The organism is Pseudomonas sp. PARCl1, assembly GCF_947311875.1.
GTDB classification, from domain to species: Bacteria; Pseudomonadota; Gammaproteobacteria; order Pseudomonadales; family Pseudomonadaceae; genus Aquipseudomonas; species Aquipseudomonas juntendi.
The window spans coordinates 61,071-82,082 of record NZ_CAMZMX010000010.1 but is presented as its reverse complement, the minus strand read 5'-3'; the positions used below and the strand labels follow the sequence as shown (position 1 = coordinate 82,082).

The following is a 21,012-nucleotide window of genomic DNA, read 5'->3' as shown; positions in this document are numbered from 1 at the left end:
ACCCAGGTCAGATCATTCGATCTGCCCGTGGCAATGCTTGAACTTCTTGCCCGAACCACACCAGCAAGGCTCGTTGCGGCCCAGCTTCTGCTCGTTGCGCACCGGCGCCGAGGCAACGGCCACTTCGGTCTCCTCCTCGCTCAGCTGCTCGCCTTCCAGGCCAGGGGCTGGGGCGTGCTCGAACTGCATGCGGCTGGCCAGCTCCTCGGCCTCGCGGCGCAGGCGAGCTTCCTCTTCGACCGGGTCTTCGCGGCGTACCTGAACGTGCGACAGCACGCGGATGGTATCGCGCTTGATCGACTCCAGCAGTTCCTGGAACAGGCTGAACGACTCGCGCTTGTACTCCTGCTTGGGGTTCTTCTGCGCATAGCCACGCAGGTGAATACCGTGGCGCAAGTGGTCCATGGTCGACAGGTGGTCTTTCCACAGGTCGTCCAGCACACGCAGCAGAATCTGCTTCTCGAAGGTACGCAGGGCGTCGAGGCCGGCCTGGTCTTCTTTCTCGGTGTAGGCCGTGGTGATCTCGTTCAGCAGCTTCTCGCGCAGCGTCTCCTCGTAGAGGTGATCGTCTTCGTCGAGCCACTGCTGGATCGGCAGCTTGATGGCGAAGTCGCTGGCCAGCGATGCCTCCAGGCCGGCCACGTCCCACTGCTCGGGCAGCGACTGCGGCGGAATGTGCTGGCTGATGGTAGCGTCCAGGACTTCCTTGCGGAATTCGACGATGGTGTCGCCAATGTTCTCGGCCGCCAGCAGGCTGTTGCGCATGTGGTAGATCACCTTGCGCTGCTCGTTGGCCACGTCGTCGTATTCAAGCAACTGCTTGCGGATGTCGAAGTTGCGGCCTTCGACCTTGCGCTGCGCCTTCTCGATGGCATTGGTGACCATGCGGTGCTCGATGGCCTCGCCCGCCTGCATGCCCAGGGCCTTCATGAAGTTCTTCACTCGGTCGGAGGCGAAGATACGCATCAGGCTGTCTTCCAGCGACAGGTAGAAGCGGCTGGAGCCCGGGTCGCCCTGACGGCCGGAACGGCCACGCAACTGGTTGTCGATACGGCGCGACTCGTGGCGCTCGGAGGCGATCACGTGCAGGCCACCGGCCTCGATCACCTGCTGGTGACGCTTCTGCCAGTCGGCCTTGATCTGGGCGATCTGCTCGGCGGTCGGGTTTTCCAGGGCGGCCACTTCGGCTTCCCAGTTACCGCCCAGCAGGATGTCGGTACCACGGCCGGCCATGTTGGTGGCGATGGTCAGGGCACCCGGCGCACCGGCCTGGGCGATGATTTCGGCTTCTTTCTCGTGGTACTTGGCGTTCAGCACCTTGTGGTCGATACCTTCTTTCTTCAGCAGGTTCGACATGTGTTCGGACGTTTCGATGGTCGCGGTACCAACCAGAATCGGCCGGCCCTGCTTCATGCTTTCCTTGATGTCGGCAATGATCGCGGCGTACTTCTCGTCGGCGGTCAGGTACACCAGGTCGTTGAAGTCCTTGCGCGCCAGCGGCTTGTTCGGCGGGATGACCATCACGTTCAGCGCGTAGATCGACTGGAACTCGAAGGCTTCGGTGTCGGCGGTACCGGTCATGCCGGACAGCTTGGTGTACAGGCGGAAGTAGTTCTGGAAGGTGGTCGAGGCCAGGGTCTGGCTCTCGGCCTGGATGTTCAGGTTCTCCTTGGCCTCGATGGCCTGGTGCAGACCTTCGGACAGGCGCCGGCCCGGCATGGTCCGGCCGGTGTGCTCGTCGATCAGCAGTACCTGGCCGTCCTGGACGATGTACTCGATGTTGCGGTGGAACAGCTTGTGCGCGCGCAGGCCGGCATACACGTGGGTCAGCAGGCCCAGGTTATGCGCCGAGTACAGGCTCTCGCCTTCAGCCAGCAACCCGGCCTGGGTCAGCATCTCTTCGATGAACTGGTGACCGGCCTCGTTGAGCTCGACCTGGCGGCTCTTCTCGTCGATGGTGAAGTGGCCTTCCTGAGTGACCTGGCCTTCGACTTCTTCGATGTGCTGGGTCAGGCGCGGGATCAGGCGGTTGATCTCGATGTACAGCTTGGAGCTGTCTTCGGCCTGGCCAGAGATGATCAGCGGGGTACGCGCTTCGTCGATGAGAATGGAGTCCACTTCGTCGATCACGGCGAAGTTCAGTTCACGCTGGAACTTCTCGTCCTGGCTGAACGCCATGTTGTCGCGCAGGTAGTCGAAACCGAATTCGTTGTTGGTGCCGTAGGTGATGTCGGCCGCATAGGCAGCACGCTTTTCTTCCGGCGGCTGGAAGGCCGATACGATACCGACCGACAGGCCGAGGAACTCGTACAGCGGGCGCATCCAGTTGGCGTCGCGGCGGGCCAGGTAGTCGTTGACGGTAACCACATGCACGCCCTTGCCGGACAGTGCGTTGAGGTACACGGCCAGGGTACCGACCAAGGTCTTGCCTTCACCGGTACGCATTTCTGCGATCATGCCTTCGTGCAGGGTCATGCCGCCAATCAACTGAACGTCGAAGTGGCGCATGCCCATCACGCGCTTGCCGGCCTCGCGGGCCACGGCAAAGGCTTCGGGCAACAATTGGTCCAGTGTCTCGCCTTTGGCCAGGCGCTCCTTGAACTCTGCAGTCTTGCCCCGCAGTTGCTCGTCGGAGAGGGCCACCATCTTCTCTTCGAATGCATTGACGATACTCACCGTCTTGAGCATGCGTTTTACTTCACGCTCGTTCTTGCTTCCAAAAAGTTTTTTTAACAAAGGCGCAAACATATCGGCAGGATCTTCCACACGTAGGGATGGAGGGCGGCCCCATGAGTCGCCCGTGCAGCCCTGAGGCCGCATGCGAACGAGCATTCTACCCGGAAACGATGGTGAGGAAAGTGGTGGATTTCCACGATGCTGGCACAGCGCTTTGGCAGGGGCTTGGTTTAGATAGGGGCATTTTCCCTGAGTTCAAGGTTTGGCAACATGAAAGGTATCGAGAACCAGTCTTATCTTGCGTTGCCTGTGCTGGCCGCTTCGCGGGCACGCCCGCTCCCACAGGATCACTACAGGCCTGAGTGTTGCGCAATCCCTGTGGGAGCGGGCGTGCCCGCGAAGCGGCCAGCACAGGTTCTACAGGTGTTAAACTGCCGATCTTGTAACCTCATGCGTACCCCCATGGCCTACAAACCCTCCCCCGCCCAGCCACCCTCGGCCCTGCTGCGCCAGGTGCGCCCGCTGCGCCTGCTGCTGAACCAGGCCGAACGCCTGGAACACCTGCAGCGCCTGCTGGAAAGCCAGCTGCAACCGGCTGCCCGCGAGCATTGCCACGTGGCCTCATGGCGCGATGGCACCTTGTTGCTGGTGGTGACCGATGGCCATTGGGCTACCCGCCTGCGCTACCAGCAGAAGCGCCTGCTGGCCGCATTGCAGGCCATGGAAGCCTTTGGCAACCTCCGGCGCATCCTCTACAAGGTGCAGCCGCCCCTGGTACCGGCCAAACGCGGCGGGCATGCTGCCGAGCTGTCCACCAGCGCCGCGGCAAGCCTGCGTGACACCGCCGAGGGCATCGCCGACCCCAAGCTGCGCGCTGCACTGGAGCGCTTGGCCGCCCACGCTGGCGACAAGCAATAAAAAAGGCCACCCGAAGGTGGCCTTGATTACAACACTAGAGAGAGTGTTCGAACTTACACGGCCGCAACAGGGCGCATGTACGAGATCGGTGCCGTACTGGCATCTTCGAACGTGACCACTTCCCAGGCATCGGTTTCGGCAATCAGCTTGCGCAACAGCTGGTTGTTCAGCGCGTGGCCGGACTTGTAGCCCTTGAACTCGCCGATCAGGCTGTTGCCCAGCAGGTAGAGGTCGCCAATGGCGTCGAGGATCTTGTGCTTGACGAATTCGTCATCGGAACGAAGGCCGTCTTCGTTGAGCACACCTGTCTCGTCGACCACGATGGCATTCTCGACACTGCCACCCAACGCAAGGTTGTGCTTGCGCAGGTACTCGATGTCACGCATGAAACCGAACGTGCGGGCGCGGCTGACTTCCTTCACGAACGAGGTGCTGGAGAAGTCGACAACCGCGCTCTGGGTCTGGCCCTTGAGGACCGGGTGATCGAAGTCGATCTCGAAGCTCACCTTGAAACCGTCGAAAGGCAGGAAAGTGGCGCGCTTGTCGCCCTCTTCCACAGTCACCTCACGCAGGATGCGGATGAACTTCTTGGCTGCGTCCTGTTCTTCCAGGCCGGCAGACTGAATCAGGAATACGAAGGGACCGGCGCTGCCATCCATGATCGGCACTTCCGAGGCGGAGAGCTCGACGTAGGCGTTATCGATGCCCAGGCCCGCCATGGCGGAGAGCAGGTGCTCGACCGTATCGACCTTGACGTCACCGTTGACCAGCGTCGTCGACATGGTGGTCTCGCCGACGTTGGCCGCACGCGCAGGGATCTCGACCACAGGGTCGAGGTCGGCGCGGCGGAAGACGATGCCGGTGTCAACAGGTGCAGGCTTGAGGGTCAGGTAAACCTTCTCCCCGGAGTGCAGGCCGACACCTGTGGCACGGATGGTATTCTTCAGGGTGCGTTGTTTAATCATGGCATTGGCCGCTTCAGCGCAAATTGCGAACAGGTATCAACAAAGGCTGGGGATGATAACAGACCCAACCTTTGATGAATACCAATCACCTTTATACCCCTGATAAATTCCATTAATCAGCCTGACGACGCAGGAATGCCGGGATATCCAGGTAATCCAGGTCATCCTGAGGGTTCATTTTCGCGGCTGCCGCAGCACCGGCGTGAGCCTGGTTGCGCATTACGGTCGGGCGCTCCAAGTCACGGTAGTTCACGGCTGGCTGCTCCTGACGAACTGGCGCCGGGTTGGACGCTTCGTACGCCTGCTGGGCAGTCTGCAGGGTGTTGTCGACCACTTTCACAGGCTTCTCGATACGCGCGCCCAGGCCGGTGGCCACAACGGTCACGTGCAGTTCGTCACGCATGTCCGGATCGATCACGGTACCGACCTTGACCATGGCGTGGTCAGAGGCGAAGGCTTCGATGATGCTACCCACGTCGGAGTATTCACCCAGCGACAGGTCCGGGCCAGCGGTGATGTTCACCAGGATGCCGCGGGCGCCCTGCAGGTTGACATCTTCCAGCAGCGGGTTGCGGATGGCTGCTTCGGTGGCTTCGCGTGCACGGTTCGGGCCGCTGGCGCAACCAGTACCCATCATCGCCATGCCCATTTCACCCATGACGGTGCGCACGTCGGCGAAGTCGACGTTGATCATGCCCGGGCGCTTGATGATGTCGGAGATACCGCGCACGGCACCGGCCAGTACATCATCGGCTTTGGCGAAGGCGGACAGCAGGCTGGCATCCTTGCCCAGGATGGTCAGCAGTTTCTCGTTGGGGATGGTGATCAACGAGTCGACGCTTTCAGCCAGCATGCGGATGCCTTCATCGGCGATCTGCATGCGCTTGCGGCCCTCGAACGGGAACGGACGGGTCACCACGGCTACGGTGAGGATGCCCATTTCCTTGGCCACTTCGGCGATGATCGGTGCAGCACCGGTACCGGTACCGCCGCCCATGCCAGTGGTGATGAACACCATGTTGGTGCCTTGCAGCACTTCGGCGATGCGCTCACGGTCTTCCAGTGCGGCCTGACGGCCGACTTCCGGATTGGCGCCAGCACCCAGGCCCTTGGTCACGCCAGTGCCCAATTGCAGGATGGTGCGTGCACCAATGTTTTTCAGGGCCTGAGCATCCGTGTTGGCGCAGATGAATTCCACGCCTTCGATGCTGCTCTTGACCATGTGGTTGACGGCGTTGCCGCCACCACCACCAACGCCGATCACTTTGATGACCGGGCTTTGCGGGACGTTGTCTACGAGCTCGAACATTTTCCCTCTCCTTACAGTTCTCTAGTTGTTGCGCCTACCACTACTGCTTTGAAACTTAGAAGTTGCCCTGTACCCAGCGCTTGAAGCGTTCAAGCACTGGGGCCTTCGGTTCATCGCCATAGCTGTTGTTGCTGCTGTTGCTGCTGCCGGTCAGGACCATGTCCTCGGACTGCTTGAGCAGGCCGTAGGTGAGCAAGCCCACGCCGGTGGAATAAATGGGGTTGCGAACCACGTCGCTCAGGCCCCGAACGCTGTGCGGTACGCCCAGGCGTACAGGCATGTGGAAGATTTCCTCGGCCAGTTCCACGGCACCTTCCATCTTCGCGGTACCGCCGGTGAGGACGATGCCCGCTGGCACCAGGTCCTCGTACCCGCTGCGGCGCAGTTCGGCCTGGATCAGGGTGAAGAGCTCGTCGTAACGCGGCTCCACCACCTCGGCCAGGGCCTGACGCGACAGCTCGCGCGGTGGGCGGTCGCCCACGCTCGGCACCTTGATGGTCTCGCCAGCGCCCGCCAGTTTGGCCAGGGCGCAGGCGTAGCGGATCTTGATTTCTTCGGCGTACTGGGTCGGGGTACGCAGGGCCATGGCGATGTCGTTGGTCACCTGGTCGCCGGCAATCGGAATGACAGCGGTGTGGCGGATCGCGCCTTCGGTGAAGATGGCGATGTCGGTGGTACCGCCACCGATGTCGACCAGGCACACGCCCAGTTCCTTTTCATCGTCGGTGAGCACCGAATAGGCCGAAGCCAACTGCTCGAGGATGATGTCGTCGATTTCCAGGCCGCAGCGGCGCACGCACTTTTCGATGTTCTGTGCCGCGTTGACCGCGCAGGTCACCACGTGAACCTTGGCTTCCAGACGCACGCCAGACATGCCCAGCGGCTCGCGGACGCCTTCCTGGTTGTCGATCACGTAGTCCTGCGGCAGGGTGTGCAGCACGCGCTGGTCTGCCGGAATGGCCACCGCCTGGGCCGCGTCCAGTACCCGCTCCAGGTCGGCCAGGCTGACCTCGCGGTCACGGATGGCGACGATGCCGTGGGAGTTCAGGCTGCGGATATGGTTACCGGCGACGCCCACGAACGCCGAGTGGATGCGGCAGCCGGCCATCAGCTGCGCTTCTTCGACGGCGCGCTGGATCGATTGCACGGTCGACTCGATGTTCACCACCACGCCTTTTTTCAGGCCGCGGGACGGGTGTGTGCCGATACCGACGATCTCCAGGGTACCGTCTTCGCCCACTTCGCCGACCAGCGCCACCACCTTGGAGGTGCCAATATCCAGCCCGACGATCATTTTGCCGCTATGCGCGTTTGCCATGGTCCTGCCTCTCTCTAATTCTTCGCAACGGCGGGTTGGGCCGTCGTCGGTGCAATCGGTTCCCGCCAACCAACGGCAAGTCCGTTGGAATAACGCAGATCAATGCGGGCGATAGTGCTGATCTGGTCTTTGAGTGTCTTGTCGTAAATGGCAATGAAACGGCGCATCTTCTCCACCAGATGGTCGCGCCCCAGCAGCAGCTCGATGCCCGGCCCGGCGCTGCTCGCGCCAGTGGTCAGGAACCAGCTGCCTCGCTCGCGCAGCTCCAGGCGAGCGATGGAAAAGCCCAAGGGGCGCAGCATCTGGCTCAATACCTGATACTGCTGCATGACTTGTTGCTGGGCACGCTGCGGCCCGGCAAGCTGCGGCAGGTGCTCATAGTTGGCCAGCTCGCGCGGGGTGAATGCCTGGCCCTGGTTGTTGAGCAAGGCTTCGTCGCCCCAGCGCGCCACCGGCAGCTGTTCTTCCAGGCGGATGACCACCTCGTCAGGCCACACCCGGCGCACTTCGGCGTGGGCGATCCAGGGCATCTGTTCGAGTTCCGTACGCATCGCCGGCAGGTCGACACTGAAGAAGCTCGCGGCCACGTAAGGGGCGATGCGCTGCTGCACCGACTGCTGGCTGATGTAGGTGAGGTCGCCCTGCACATCGATCTTGGCGATGGGCCGGTCGGCATAAGGCATCAGGCGAATGGCCCCTTCGTAGGCACCGAAGCCTGCTGCCACCAGCAATACCGGCCACAGCAGGCGCTTCAGGCCGCCGAGGCTGGGCCGCGGCAGGCGCGCCGATACGGGCTCGTCGGCCACCAGCCTGCTGGCACCACGCGGCACCGGCTTGCTACGGCCGGTTACGGGTTGCTGCTGACGTATCATTGCGCCTTGCATGATGATTAACCTCGCGTCGCCACGCTTTCGGCCAGGATTGCCAGCACCAGTTGCTGGAAGTCCAGGCCAGCCGCGCGGGCCGCCATGGGCACCAGGCTATGATCGGTCATGCCGGGTGCGGTGTTTACTTCGAGCAGCCAGAACCGGCCTTGCTCGTCCTGCATCACGTCCAGCCGCCCCCAGCCCTCGATGCCAACGGCATCACAGGCACGGGCGGTCAGGTCGATCAGTTCCTGTTCCTTGGCGCTATCCAGGCCGCACGGAATGCGGTACTGGGTATCGTTGGCGATGTACTTGGCGTCGTAGTCGTAGAACACGTGCGGTGTACCCAGGGCGATCGGCGGCAGCACCTGGCCGCGCAGCACCGCAATGGTGAACTCCGGGCCGTGGATCCACTGCTCTACCAGTACCTGGGAATCGTACTGGGCAGCGTCTTGCCAGGCGGCGATCAGTTCCTCGGCGCTGTTCACCTTGGCCATGCCGATGCTAGAGCCTTCATGGGCGGGTTTGACGATCAGCGGGAAGCCCAGTTCCGTACTGGCCTGCAAACAATCGCTTTCACTCGCCAGCACCGCGTGGCGCGGGGTAGGAATGCCCAGGCTCTGCCACACCTGCTTGGTACGCAGCTTGTCCATGGCCAGGGCCGAAGCGAGGATGCCGCTACCGGTATAAGGGATGCCCAGGCACTCCAGCAGCCCCTGCATGCTGCCATCCTCACCGCCACGGCCGTGGAGGATGATGAAGGCGCGGTCGATCTTCTCGTTCTGCAGGCGGTCGAGCAGGTCGTCACCGACGTCGATGGCAACGACGTCCACACCGGCGGTGGTCAGCGCATCGATCACGGCGGCGCCGGACTTGAGCGACACTTCGCGCTCGGCACTCTTGCCGCCGTACAGCACGGCAACGCGGCCAAACGCTTTCACGTCGAGGGTAGAGTGCAGCTTGTCGTAGGCGCTGGTCATTTCGACTTCTCCTGCTTGGCGCCAGCGAACAGCGGGCTTTTCATCAGTTGCGGGGCCAGGCCGCCAACGTCACCGGCACCCTGGCAGAGCAGGATGTCGCCAGCGCGCAGCAACGGCTTGACCAGTGGCGCCAGCTCGGCGCCACGTTCGATGTAGATCGGGTCGAGCTTGCCGCGCTGGCGAATGCTGTGGCACAGCTGCCGGCTGTCGGCACCGGGGATTGGCTCTTCGCCAGCCGGGTACACCTCCATCAGCAGCAGCACGTTGGCATCGCCCAGCACCTGAACGAAATCGTCGTAAAGGTCGCGGGTGCGGCTATAGCGGTGCGGCTGGTAGACGATCACCAGGCGGCGGCTTGGCCAGCCACCGCGCACAGCCTTGATCACGGCGGCCACTTCGGTCGGGTGGTGGCCGTAGTCATCGACCAGCATCACGCTGCCGTCTTCAACCGGCAGCTCGCCGTAGACCTGGAAGCGACGGCCAACGCCCTGGAAGCCGGAAAGGCCCTGCACGATGGCTTCGTCAGTGATGCCTTCGTCAGTGGCAATGGCGATGGTGGCCAGGGCATTGAGCACGTTGTGGTTGCCCGGCATGTTCACCGACACGTCCAGCGGCTCGCAGTCGCGGCGCAGCACGGTGAAATGGGTCTGCATACCCTGCTGGCGCACATTGATGGCGCGGATGTCGGCCTCTTCGCTGAAACCGTAGGTCACGGTCGGGCGCTTCACCTGCGGCAGAATCTCGCGTACCACCGGGTCGTCCAGGCACATCACCGCCAGGCCATAGAACGGCAGGTTGTGCAGGAATTCGACGAAGGTTTTCTTCAGTTTGTTGAAGTCGCCTTCATAGGTCGCCATGTGGTCGGCGTCGATGTTGGTGACCACAGCCACCATCGGCTGCAGGTGCAGGAAGCTGGCATCGCTTTCATCGGCTTCGGCGATCAGGTAGCGGCTGGTGCCCAGCTGGGCATTGGTGCCGGCCGCGGTCAGGCGACCACCGATGACGAAGGTCGGGTCCAGACCGCCTGCGGCGAATACCGAGGCCAGCAGGCTGGTGGTGGTGGTCTTGCCGTGTGTACCGGCGACTGCCACACCATGGCGGTAGCGCATCAGTTCGGCGAGCATCTCGGCACGCGGTACCACCGGAATGCGCCGCTCGAGGGCGGTGGCCACTTCCGGGTTGGCCGGGTTGATGGCGCTGGAAACCACCAGCACATCGGCAGTGGCAGCGTTCTCGGCACGGTGGCCGACGAAGATCTCGGCACCGAATGACTCCAGGCGCTCGGTGACCGGCGAGGCTTTCAGGTCGGAACCGGACACTTCATAGCCCAGGTTCAGCAACACTTCGGCAATGCCGCACATACCCACGCCGCCGATACCGACGAAGTGAATGCGACGGATACGACCCATTTTCGGCTGGGGCATGGCTTTCTGGCTCTCAACCATGGGCCACCTCCAGGCAGATATCGACCACGGTGCTGGTTGCTGCAGGTTTGGCCAGGCGCCGTGCGGTACCTGCCATGACATTGAGTTTCTCGGGTTGCATCAGCACCTCGTTCAGGCGTTCAGCGAGCTGCGCTGCGCCAGTTGTCGCTTGTGGCATCAGGAAGGCAGCACCTTCGCGAGCCAGATATTGGGCGTTGTGGGTCTGGTGATCGTCGATTGCGTGAGGCAACGGCACCAGCACCGAAGGCAGGCCTGCCGCCGCCAGCTCGCTGACGGTTAGCGCACCCGCCCGACACACCACCATGTCGGCCCAGCCATAGGCTTGGGCCATGTCCTTGATGAAAGGCTCGACCTGAGCCTCGACGCCGGCCTCGTGATAACGCTCGGCGGTGATCTGCGCGTGCTGCTTGCCGGCCTGGTGAAACACCTCGGGCCGCACGGCAGCAGGCACTTCGGACAGGGCCTTAGGCAACAATTTGTTCAATGGTTCCGCCCCCAGGCTGCCGCCCAGCACCAACAGCCGTGCCCGGCGTTCGGCCAGGGGCGCGCGCGGCGCATCCAGAAACAACTCGGGGCGCACCGGGTTGCCGGTGGTGCGGCGCTTGTCGCTGGCCTCGAAGGTGTTCGGGAACGCCTCGCAAACCCGCGCAGACAGCGGCACCAGCAAGCGGTTGGCGGTACCGGCGCGGGCGTTCTGCTCATGGATCACCAGCGGCACGCCACACAGCCGCGCGGCCACGCCGCCGGGGCCGGTCACATAACCACCAAAGCCCAGCACGCACACCGGCTTGAGCTGGCGAATGATCCGCCTTGCCTGGAGAACGGCCTTGACCAGGGTCAAGGGTGCCTTGAGCAACGACAGCTTGCCTTTGCCGCGCAGGCCGCTGACCTGGATCAGGTGCAGCGGCAGGCCGGCCTGGGGCACCAGTTCATTCTCGATGCCGCGCGGGGTGCCCAGCCAGTGCACGCTGTACCCGCGCGCCTGGAACTCACGGGCGCAGGCCAGGGCCGGGAACACGTGCCCGCCGGTACCGCCGGCCATGATCAGTACGTTCTTGCCGTCAGCGGCCATGACTGGTCTCCTCGGCAAAATCGCTTTCGCTGAATTCGTGCTCCTCGCTGCCCAGGTGCGTACGGCTTTCCCACTCGATACGCAACAACAAGCCCACGCAAGCACAACAGATGACCAGCGAGCTGCCCCCGTAGCTGAGGAACGGCAGGGTCAGGCCTTTGGTCGGCAGCAAGCCGACATTCACCCCGATGTTGATCAGGAACTGGCCGATCCACAGGAAGGCCAGGCCGAACGCCATGTACGCGGCGAAGAACTGCTTGGCCTTCTCCGCCCACAGGCCGATGTACAGGGCGCGGACGGTCACGAACACGAACAGGGCGATGGTCACCAGCGAGCCGACCACGCCCAGCTCTTCGGCCAGTACCGAGAACACGAAGTCGGTGTGCGCTTCAGGCAGGTAGAACTGCTTCTGCACGCTGTTGCCAAGGCCAACGCCCAGCCACTCGCCACGGCCGAACGCGATCAACGCCTGGGTCAACTGGTAACCGGAGCCGAACTGGTCGGACCATGGGTCGGTAAAGGTGATCAGGCGCGCCATGCGGTAAGGCTGCGCCTGCACCAGAACGAACACCGCCAACACTGCCAGCAGCACCATGAGGCTGAAGCGGAACAGCCCGACACCGCCAAGGAACAACATGGCCGCGGCCGCGCCCATCATCACCACGGTGGCGCCGAAGTCCGGTTCCATCAGCAGCAGCGCAGCCATTGGCAGCAACACGATGAAGGGTTTGAAGAAGCCCATCCAGGTCTCGCGGACTTCGGTCTGGCGGCGCACCAGGTACCCGGCAAGGTAGACCACCACGAACACCTTGGCGATTTCCGAAGGCTGCACGTTGAAGAAGCTGAAGCCGATCCAGCGCATGGAGCCGTTCACTTCGCGGCCGATCCCCGGCACCAGCACCAGCACCAGCAAGCCGAAGGCGCCCAGCAACATGAGGAAGCCCATGCGCTGCCAGGTGGCGATCGGGATCATCAGGGTCGCACCACAAGCCACCAGGCCCAGGAACACGTACACCAGGTGGCGGAACATGTGGTACAGCGGATTGCCCGACTGCGCTGCAGCCACTTCCGAGGAGGCCGAGGTGATCATCACCAGGCCCAGGCCGAGCAAGGCCAGGCAGCCGGCCAGCATCGCGAAGTCGAGGTCGATGCCACGGCCGCTGATCAGCGGCGACGGATACGGCTTGAGCACACCGAAGATCATGCCAGGGCCCCCGCTGCCTGGGCGAACAGCCGCCCGCGTTCTTCGAAGTTCCGGAACATGTCGAGGCTGGCGCAGGCTGGCGACAACAGCACGGCATCCCCGGCCCGGGCCAGGTCGGCGCACTGTTGCACGGCGTCGTCGAGGGTTTTTACCCGCACCAGCGGCACGTCATCACCCAAGGCTTGGGCAAGGCGCTCGGCATCACGGCCCAGCAACACCACGGCGCGGCAAAACCGCTTGACCGGTTCACGCAGGGCGCCGAACTCGGCGCCTTTGCCGTCGCCACCAGCGATCAACACCAGCTTGCCCTCGATATCGGCCCCCAGGCCTTCGATGGCGGCCAATGCAGCACCGACATTGGTGGCCTTGGAATCGTCGTACCAGTTCACGCCGTCACGCTCGCGCACCCACTGGCAACGGTGGGCCAGGCCCGCGAATTCGCGCAGCGCTTCGAGCATCGGCTCGAACGGCAACCCGGCAGCATGGCCCAAGGCCAACGCCGCCAGTGCATTGCTCTGGTTATGGGCGCCGCGAATCTTCAGCTCGCGCACCGGCAGCAATGCCTGGAATTCGAACGCCAGGTATTTCTCGCCATCCACTTCGCGCAGGCCGAATGCCTTGAAGTCTGGTTGGTTGAGGCCGAAGGACCAGCAAGGTCGGCCTTCTACCGGCAGTGGCCGGCTCAGGGCGTCCTGGCGGTTCACGACCACCTGCCTGGCACCGCGGAAGATGCGGTGCTTGGCCAGGTGATAGGCCGGCAGGCCGCTGTAGCGGTCCATGTGGTCTTCGCTGATGTTCAGCACGGTGGCCACTTCGGCATTGAGCTGGTCGGTGGTTTCCAGCTGGAAGCTCGACAGCTCCAGCACGTACAGCTCGACGTCGTCGGCCAGCAGGTCCAGTGCCGGGGTCCCCAGGTTACCGCCCACGGCCACGCGCTTGCCGGCTTTGGCTGCCATTTCACCCACCAGCGTGGTCACGGTGCTCTTGGCGTTGGAACCGCTGATGGCGATGATCGGCGCCTTGGCATGGCGGGCGAACAGCTCGATATCCCCCGACAGCTGCACGCCCCGCGCTGCGGCCTGCTGCAGGGCCGGGGTAGCCAGGGCCAGGCCAGGGCTCACGTACAGCTCGTTGGCGCGGCACAGGAAGTCCACGTCCAGTTCACCACAACGCACTTCCACCTGCGGGTAATCACGGCGCAGGGTGTCCAGTTCCGGCGGTTGCTCGCGGGTGTCGGCGACCGCAAAGGCAATGCCCCGGCTCGCCAGGAAGCGAACCAGGGACATGCCGCTCTTGCCGAGGCCGACAACGATGCGGAATTGGTCGGAAGCGATCAAAGACACGCTCATCTACCTCAGTTTCAGGGTGGCAAGGCCGATCAGCACCAGGATCACGGTGATGATCCAGAAGCGGACGATCACGCGTGGCTCTGGCCAGCCCTTGAGTTCAAAGTGGTGGTGGATCGGTGCCATGCGGAACACCCGTTTGCCGGTCAGCTTGAACGAGGCGACTTGAATCACCACCGACAGGGTTTCCACGACAAAGATGCCGCCCATGATGAACAGCACGATTTCCTGGCGCACGATCACCGCGATGGTGCCCAGGGCAGCGCCCAGCGCCAGCGCGCCGACGTCACCCATGAAGACTTGTGCCGGGTAGGTGTTGAACCACAAAAAGCCCAGGCCGGCACCGATCAAGGCGCCACAGAACACGATCAGTTCGCCCGAGCCAGGCACGTAGGGAATCAGCAGGTACTCGGCGAATTTCACGTTACCCGACAGGTAGCAGAAGATGCCCAGCGCGCCGCCGACCATCACCGTGGGCATGATCGCCAGGCCGTCGAGGCCGTCGGTGAGGTTGACCGCGTTGCTGGAGCCGACGATGACGAAGTAGGTCAGCACCACGAAGCCGACGCCCAGCGGAATGGTGACGTCCTTGATGAAGGGCAGGATCAGCGTGGTTTCGACGCTGGTCGGTGCGGTCTTGTACAGGAACACCGCCGCCGCCAGGCCGAACACCGACTGCCAGAAGTACTTCCAGCGGCTTGGCAGGCCCCGCGAATTCTTTTCGATCACCTTGCGGTAGTCGTCGACCCAGCCGATGGCACCGAAGGCCAGGGTGACGATCAGCACCACCCAGACGTAGCGGTTGCTCAGGTCGGCCCACAGCAGGGTGCTGACAGCGATGGCCGACAGGATCAGTGCGCCGCCCATGGTCGGGGTGCCGGACTTGGACAGGTGCGATTGCGGGCCGTCGTTACGTACGGCCTGGCCGATCTGGCGAATTTGCAGCGTACGGATCATCCACGGCCCCAGCCACAGCGCCAGGGACAACGCGGTCAGTACACCCAGAATCCCGCGCAGGGACAGGTACTGGAAGACCGCGAAGCCTTTGTGGAACTGTTGCAGATACTCGGCCAACAGCAGCAGCATTAATGTTTCTCCCCGCTGGCACCGCACAAAGCCGCCACGACGTTTTCCATCGCAGCGCTGCGCGAGCCCTTGATCAAAATAGTGGTGTCGCTGGCGTTTTCGGCACTAACCGCGTCGATCAGCTCAGCTTGAGTAGCGAAATGACGGCCATTGGCGCCGAACGCCTCGACCGCATGTTTCATGTTGGAACCCACTGCGTACAGGGCGTCGACCTTGCCGCGCGCGTAGTCACCCACCTGCCGGTGGCCTTCTTCCGCCCACTGCCCCAGTTCGCCGATATCCCCAAGCACCAGGACGGTGCGGCCGGAGAAGCCGGCGAGTATATCAATGGCCGCGCACATCGAGGTGGGATTTGCGTTGTAACTGTCGTCGATCACACGCACGCCACTGGGCGCGATCTGCGCCACGGTGCGGCCCTTGACCGGCTGCACCGCCGCAAGGCCAGCTGCAATGCCAGCCAGGCTCAGACCAACGGCATGGGCAGCGGCGGCAGCGGCCAGGGCGTTGCTGACATTGTGCTCACCGAGCACATTGAGCTGCACCTGGGCCACCTCGCCGGCGCCATGCAGCTGGAATGACGGGCAACCACGGGCGTCGCGCCCAATGGCGCTGGCATGGAAGTCGGCACGGGCGTCGCTGCGGGCGAAGCTGATGACCTTGTGCGCCCCGGCACGGGCCTTCCAGGTCGCGAAGGCCTTGTCGTCCAGGTTGAGAATGGCGATACCGCCCTCGCCCAGGCCTTCAAGGATCTCGCCTTTGGCTTCGACGATTTTCTCCGGGCCGCCGAACTCGCCAACATGGGCGGTACCGGCGTTGTTGATGACGACCACCTGCGGCCGGGTCAGGCCGACGGTGTAGCGAATTTCACCGATGCGCGAAGCGCCCAGCTCGATCACCGCAGCACTGTGCTGCGCAGCGATTTCCAGCAGTGTCAGCGGCGCACCGAGGTCGTTGTTGAGGTTGCCACGGGTGGCGTGCACAAGACCACGGGTGCGCAGGATGCTGGCAAGCATTTCCTTGACTGTGGTCTTGCCGCTGGAACCGGTAATGGCCACCACTGGCTTGTCGTAGGCGGCACGGTTCAGTGCCCCGAGCTGGCCCAGGGCCAGGCGGCAGTCAGCCACGCGCAATTGCGGCAGGTCGACATCGGCCACCTCGCGCTCGACCAGCGCCGCGACGGCACCCTTGGCTTTGACATCGGCCAGGTAGTCGTGGCCGTCGAAACGCGGGCCGGTCAGGGCGACGAACAGTTGCCCGGCACTGACACTGCGGCTGTCGATGCTGACGCCGGTGAACGCCGCATCGGCGCCGATCTGCTGACCGTTCAGCAGCGGGGCCAGCTGGCTGAGTGACATGGGCTTAAGCATGCGGAGCCTCCCAGGCTGCAAGTGCCTTTTCGGCTTCGATCAAGTCGGAGAAACCATGGCGCTCGCCGTTGATCTCCTGGTAATCCTCGTGCCCCTTGCCGGCCAGCACGATCACGTCGTCGGCAGCAGCGGTGGCAATCAGGTGCGCAATGGCCGCGCCGCGGCCAGCGATGAACTCCACCCCGTCAGGCTTGGCAAAACCGGGGCGAATGTCCTCGAAGATACGCAGCGGGTCTTCGCTACGCGGGTTGTCGTCGGTGACCAGTACGCGGTCCGCCAGGCGCTCGGCCACTTCGGCCATCAGTGGGCGCTTGCCGCGATCACGGTCGCCACCGCAGCCGAACAGGCACAGCAGCTGGCCGTGAGCATGCGGGCGCAGGGCTTCCAGAACCTTCTCCAGCGCATCTGGCGTATGTGCGTAGTCGACCACCACCAGTGGCTTGGCGCCGCCACCCAGGCGCTGCATGCGGCCTACCGGCCCTTGCAGTTTGGGGATGACGCCGAGGATCTCGTCAAGGGCAAAGTCCATTGCCAGCAGGGTTGCCACCGCCGCCAGCATGTTGCTCAGGTTGAAACGGCCGAGCAACTGGCTGCGCAGAATGCGCTCACCCTGGGCAGTGACCAATGTGGCGCGCACGCCATCGTCATCGAACTTGGCCTTGGTGCAGAACAGCGCCGCGTCCGGGTTTTCCAGGCTATAGCTGAGCAGCCGTGACTCGATAGGATCTGCCGGCGCCCTATCCTCGAAAGCTTGAGCCAGGCGCCGACCGAACTCGTCGTCCAGGTTCACCACCTGGCAGCGCAGGCTCGGCCAGGCGAACAGCTTGGCCTTGGCCGCTTCGTACGCCTGCATGCTGCCGTGATAGTCGAGGTGATCGCGGGACAGGTTGGTCATCACCGCAATGTCGAAAGCCAGTGCAGCCACGCGGCCTTGTTCCAGGGCATGGGAGGACACCTCCATGGCCACGGCTTTGGCGCCAGCCTTTTTCAGGCCATACAGCGTCGACTGCACGGCAATCGGGTCAGGGGTGGTCAGGCGGCCACTTTGCAGTTCACCGTAGAACCCGGTACCGAGGGTGCCGATCAGGCCGCAGCGCTTGCCGAGCAGCTCCAACGCCTGCGCCAGCAACTGGGTGACACTGGTCTTGCCGTTGGTACCGGTCACGCCGACCAGGTCCAGCTGCCGGCTGGGCTCGCCATAGAAGCGGCCGGCAATATCCGACAGCTGAGCGATCAGGCCTTTGACCGGGATCAGCGGCACATCGGTCAACGGCAGCACGTTGGCGCCCTGCTCTTCATAAGCCACGGCGGCAGCACCACGGGCCAAGGCATCGGCAATGTGCCCACGGCCATCGACCTTGGCCCCCGGCACTGCCAGGAACAAGTCACCCGGGCGCACGTTGCGGCTGTCCAGGGTCAGTTCGCGGATCATCGGATCGCGGCTGGCGTGTGCGAACAGTTTGCTCAATGGCATTGTCATCACCCACGCCCTCCCTTGGCAGCGGCAGCATTGACTTGGGGTTGCCCGGCAGGTGCAACAGCAGCTGGCGGCGGCAGGTTGTCTGGCGGCACGTTCATCAGGCGCAGGGTGCCGGACATGACCTTGCTGAACACCGGTGCCGAAACCAGGCCACCGAAGTAGCCACCCTTGCCCGGTTCGTCGATCACCACGACGATGGCGTAACGCGGATCGCTCATCGGGCCGAAGCCCGCGAACAGCGAGCGGTAGGCATTTTCGGTGTACCCCTTGGAACCCACCGTGGCTTTACGTGCAGTACCGGACTTGCCGGCCACGTGGTAGAACGGCACCTGGGCGCGGAACACCCCACGCGGCGCCTCGATCACCTGCTGCAACATGCCCTGGATGGTTTCCGCGGTTTCCTTCGGAATGGCCTGCACGGCCTCGGGTGCCTTGTCCACCTTGAGGATCGACAGCGGGATCATCTTGCCGTCGTTGGCCAATGCCGCGTAGGCATGCACCAACTGCAGGGCGGTCACCGACACGCCGTAGCCGTAAGACAGGGTGGCCGTCTCGGCCTTGCGCCACTCGCGGTGGTTCGGCAGGTTGCCGACACGCTCACCCGGGAAGCCAAGGCCGGTGTACTGGCCCAGGCCGACCTGGGACATCACGCGGTAGATGGCCTCGCCACCGATGTCGAAGGCGATCTTGCTCATGCCCACGTTACTGGAGTTGATCAGGATGCCGGTCAGGTCGAGGATCGGACCCTCGCTGCGCGACACGTCCTTGATGGTGTAGCGGCCGATCTGCAGGCTGCCGGGGTATACCTCGACCTTGTCGGTAGGTTTCCAGCGGCCGCTTTCCAGCGCTGCGCTCATGGAGATCGGCTTCACCGTCGAACCTGGCTCGAACACGTCGATGATCGCCCGGTTACGCATGGCCGCCGGGAACATGCTGCGGCGGTTGTTGGGGTTGTAGGTCGGCTGGTTGACCATGGCCAGGACCTCACCGGTCTTGACGTCCATGATCACCAGGCTGCCGGCCTTGGCGTTCTGTTCGGCAATGGCGTTGCGCAGCTCGCGTGTAGCCAGGTACTGCAGACGCAGGTCAATCGACAACGCCAAGGTCTTCCCGGCCTTGGCGTTCTTGGTGACCTGAATATCCTTGATCAGCCGGCCGCGCCGGTCCTTGATGACCTGGCGCTTGCCAGGCACGCCGGCCAGCCACTCGTCATAGGCCAGCTCGACCCCTTCGCGCCCGTGGTCGTCCAGGTCTGTGAAGCCGACCATATGCGCAGTGACATCACCGGCCGGGTAGAACCGGCGGAATTCTTCCAGCCCGTACACGCCGGGCACTTTCAGGTCGAGCACATGCTGGCCCTGCTCCGGGGTCAGGCCGCGGACCAGGTAGATGAACTCTTTGTTGGCCTGCTGGGTCAGGCGCTCGTTCAGCTGCTGCGGGTTTTGCCCCAACGCTGCTGCCAATTGCGGCCAGCGCTCTTTGGAGGCCTGCATTTCCTTGGGGTTGGCCCACAGGGTCGTGACCGGGGTACTGACCGCCAATGGCTCACCGTTGCGGTCGGTAATCAGCCCACGGTGGGCCGGGATCGAGATATGGCGCAGGCTGCGCGCGTCGCCCTGGCCCTTGAGGAAGTCACGGTCGACCACCTGCAGGTCGATGATGCGCCAGCAGATGGCGCCGACCATGAGTGCCAGCAGGCCGATGACCACGCGGAAACGCCATGGGTACAGTGCGCCTTCGAGTTTCATCATGGCGCCACCATCCGCACTTCGTCAGCCGCAGGCACGCGCATCTTCAATTGCTCGGACGCAAGGTTTTCGATACGGCTGGCCGCGGTCCAGGTGCTCTGCTCGAGGATCAACCGGCCCCACTCGGCCTGGGCCTTGTCACGCTCGTTCAGCTCACCGTACAGGGTATTGAGCAACTGGCGGTTCCAGTGCGCGCTGTAGGACACCGCAATGGCCGAAACCAGCACGGCAACGAACAGCAGGAGCATCAGGAAGCTCCCGCCTGGCAAGGGCTTGGCGAACAGCCTGCTCACCGCAACTTCTCCGCCACACGCATCACGGCGCTGCGCGACCGCGGGTTGGCCTTGAGCTCGGCTTCGGAGGCGAACTGGGCCTTGCCGATGAGCTTGACCTTGGGCTCGAAGACCTTGTGCTGTACCGGCAGGTTGCGTGGCAGGTTGTCGGCCTCGCCCTTGACCAGCTTGCGCATGAACAGTTTGACGATGCGGTCTTCCAGCGAGTGGAAGCTGATGACCGCCAGCCGACCGCCAACTTCAAGTGCGTCGAGCGCGGCCTCGAGGCCCGCCTCCAGGTCACCCAGTTCATTGTTGACGTGAATGCGCAAGCCCTGGAAGGCGCGGGTAGCCGGGTTCTTGCCCTTTTCCCAGGCCGGGTTGGCCACCTTGAGCACCTCTGCCAGGTCGGCAGTGCGGGTGAACGGCTGCTTTTCGCGGCGCTCGACCACGGCACGCGCCATGCGCCCGGCAAAGCGCTCTTCGCCGTATTCCTTGAACACGCGGGCAATTTCTTCCACCGGTGCGGTGGCAATGAATTCGGCAGCGCTGACGCCCTGATCGGGGTTCATGCGCATGTCCAGCGGGCCATCATTGAGAAAGCTGAAGCCCCGCTCGGGGTCGTCCAGTTGCGGCGAGGACACGCCAAGGTCCAGCAACACGCCGCTGACCTTGCCATGCAGGCCGCGCTCGGCCACTTCTGCGCCCAGCTCGGCAAAGCTGCGCTGCACAATGACAAAGCGGCCGTCTTCGGCCGCCAGCGCTTGCCCTGTGGCAATCGCTTGTGGGTCTTTGTCGAAGCCCAGCAGCCGCCCTTGCGGCCCGAGCTTGCTGAGGATCAGGCGGCTGTGTCCGCCACGGCCGAACGTGCCGTCCAGATAGCAACCGTCGGCGCGCAAGGCCAATGCCTCGACAGCTTCGTCGAGCAGGACGGTAATGTGGTTGAAGCCGCTATCTATG

At 63.6% G+C, this 21,012-nt stretch carries 17 protein-coding genes; 1 reads left to right on the top strand and 16 read right to left on the bottom strand.

Translation table 11 applies throughout. The features are described 5' to 3' along the window. Positions 1 to 12: 12 nt before the first annotated feature. A complete protein-coding gene (secA, locus tag QME24_RS08160) occupies positions 13 to 2,748 on the bottom strand; it encodes a preprotein translocase subunit SecA (RefSeq protein ID WP_054905819.1) in 2,736 nt (911 codons plus the stop codon). A gap of 390 nt (positions 2,749 to 3,138) precedes the next feature. On the opposite strand from secA, the gene QME24_RS08155 reads away from it, so the two are divergent. Continuing rightward, a complete protein-coding gene (locus tag QME24_RS08155; RefSeq protein ID WP_009684406.1) occupies positions 3,139 to 3,594 on the top strand; it encodes a DciA family protein in 456 nt (151 codons plus the stop codon). Positions 3,595 to 3,647: 53 nt separating this feature from the next. Here the strand turns inward: QME24_RS08155 and lpxC are convergent, their stop codons facing one another. From lpxC to rsmH, 15 genes are all read right to left on the bottom strand, one after another. Continuing rightward, positions 3,648 to 4,559: a UDP-3-O-acyl-N-acetylglucosamine deacetylase gene (lpxC, locus tag QME24_RS08150; RefSeq protein WP_003260771.1), complete on the bottom strand. Its 912-nt coding sequence runs from the start codon at positions 4,557 to 4,559 to the stop codon at positions 3,648 to 3,650. Positions 4,560 to 4,671: 112 nt separating this feature from the next. Beyond that, on the bottom strand, positions 4,672 to 5,868 hold the full coding sequence (ftsZ, locus tag QME24_RS08145) for a cell division protein FtsZ (protein WP_009684407.1): 1,197 nt from the start codon (positions 5,866 to 5,868) through the stop codon (positions 4,672 to 4,674). Between the two features lie 55 nt (positions 5,869 to 5,923). Beyond that, a complete protein-coding gene (gene ftsA / locus QME24_RS08140) occupies positions 5,924 to 7,186 on the bottom strand; it encodes a cell division protein FtsA (protein WP_009684408.1) in 1,263 nt (420 codons plus the stop codon). A 14-nt stretch (positions 7,187 to 7,200) separates the two neighbouring features. Then, positions 7,201 to 8,070 (bottom strand): cell division protein FtsQ/DivIB, encoded by an 870-nt coding sequence (locus QME24_RS08135; RefSeq protein WP_173890965.1) that lies wholly within the window; start codon positions 8,068 to 8,070, stop codon positions 7,201 to 7,203. A 5-nt stretch (positions 8,071 to 8,075) separates the two neighbouring features. Further along, positions 8,076 to 9,032 (bottom strand): D-alanine--D-alanine ligase, encoded by a 957-nt coding sequence (locus QME24_RS08130; protein WP_029886560.1) that lies wholly within the window; start codon positions 9,030 to 9,032, stop codon positions 8,076 to 8,078. Beyond that, entirely contained in the window at positions 9,029 to 10,477 is a 1,449-nt protein-coding gene (gene murC, locus QME24_RS08125) for a UDP-N-acetylmuramate--L-alanine ligase (protein WP_029886559.1), read from the bottom strand. The genes QME24_RS08130 and murC overlap by 4 nt, the downstream gene beginning before the upstream one ends. Next, positions 10,470 to 11,549 (bottom strand): undecaprenyldiphospho-muramoylpentapeptide beta-N-acetylglucosaminyltransferase, encoded by a 1,080-nt coding sequence (gene murG / locus QME24_RS08120; protein WP_029886558.1) that lies wholly within the window; start codon positions 11,547 to 11,549, stop codon positions 10,470 to 10,472. Before murG ends, murC begins: the two co-directional genes overlap by 8 nt. Further along, a complete protein-coding gene (gene ftsW, locus QME24_RS08115; RefSeq protein ID WP_177331337.1) occupies positions 11,539 to 12,750 on the bottom strand; it encodes a putative lipid II flippase FtsW in 1,212 nt (403 codons plus the stop codon). Before ftsW ends, murG begins: the two co-directional genes overlap by 11 nt. Continuing rightward, positions 12,750 to 14,096, bottom strand: coding sequence for a UDP-N-acetylmuramoyl-L-alanine--D-glutamate ligase (gene murD / locus QME24_RS08110; RefSeq protein ID WP_054905348.1), 1,347 nt, complete (start codon positions 14,094 to 14,096; stop codon positions 12,750 to 12,752). Before murD ends, ftsW begins: the two co-directional genes overlap by 1 nt. Before the next feature lie 6 nt (positions 14,097 to 14,102). Then, complete coding sequence (gene mraY, locus QME24_RS08105) at positions 14,103 to 15,185, bottom strand: phospho-N-acetylmuramoyl-pentapeptide-transferase (RefSeq protein ID WP_003251852.1); 1,083 nt, start codon at positions 15,183 to 15,185, stop codon at positions 14,103 to 14,105. Continuing rightward, on the bottom strand, positions 15,185 to 16,552 hold the full coding sequence (murF, locus tag QME24_RS08100; RefSeq protein WP_029886555.1) for a UDP-N-acetylmuramoyl-tripeptide--D-alanyl-D-alanine ligase: 1,368 nt from the start codon (positions 16,550 to 16,552) through the stop codon (positions 15,185 to 15,187). Before murF ends, mraY begins: the two co-directional genes overlap by 1 nt. Beyond that, positions 16,545 to 18,032, bottom strand: coding sequence for a UDP-N-acetylmuramoyl-L-alanyl-D-glutamate--2,6-diaminopimelate ligase (locus tag QME24_RS08095; RefSeq protein WP_280091478.1), 1,488 nt, complete (start codon positions 18,030 to 18,032; stop codon positions 16,545 to 16,547). The genes murF and QME24_RS08095 overlap by 8 nt, the downstream gene beginning before the upstream one ends. Next, positions 18,032 to 19,780 (bottom strand): penicillin-binding protein 2, encoded by a 1,749-nt coding sequence (locus tag QME24_RS08090; RefSeq protein ID WP_280091479.1) that lies wholly within the window; start codon positions 19,778 to 19,780, stop codon positions 18,032 to 18,034. Before QME24_RS08090 ends, QME24_RS08095 begins: the two co-directional genes overlap by 1 nt. Then, positions 19,780 to 20,073 (bottom strand): cell division protein FtsL, encoded by a 294-nt coding sequence (gene ftsL, locus QME24_RS08085; RefSeq protein WP_009684421.1) that lies wholly within the window; start codon positions 20,071 to 20,073, stop codon positions 19,780 to 19,782. Before ftsL ends, QME24_RS08090 begins: the two co-directional genes overlap by 1 nt. After that, positions 20,070 to 21,011: a 16S rRNA (cytosine(1402)-N(4))-methyltransferase RsmH gene (gene rsmH, locus QME24_RS08080; RefSeq protein ID WP_173891735.1), complete on the bottom strand. Its 942-nt coding sequence runs from the start codon at positions 21,009 to 21,011 to the stop codon at positions 20,070 to 20,072. The genes ftsL and rsmH overlap by 4 nt, the downstream gene beginning before the upstream one ends. Position 21,012: the final 1 nt, after the last annotated feature.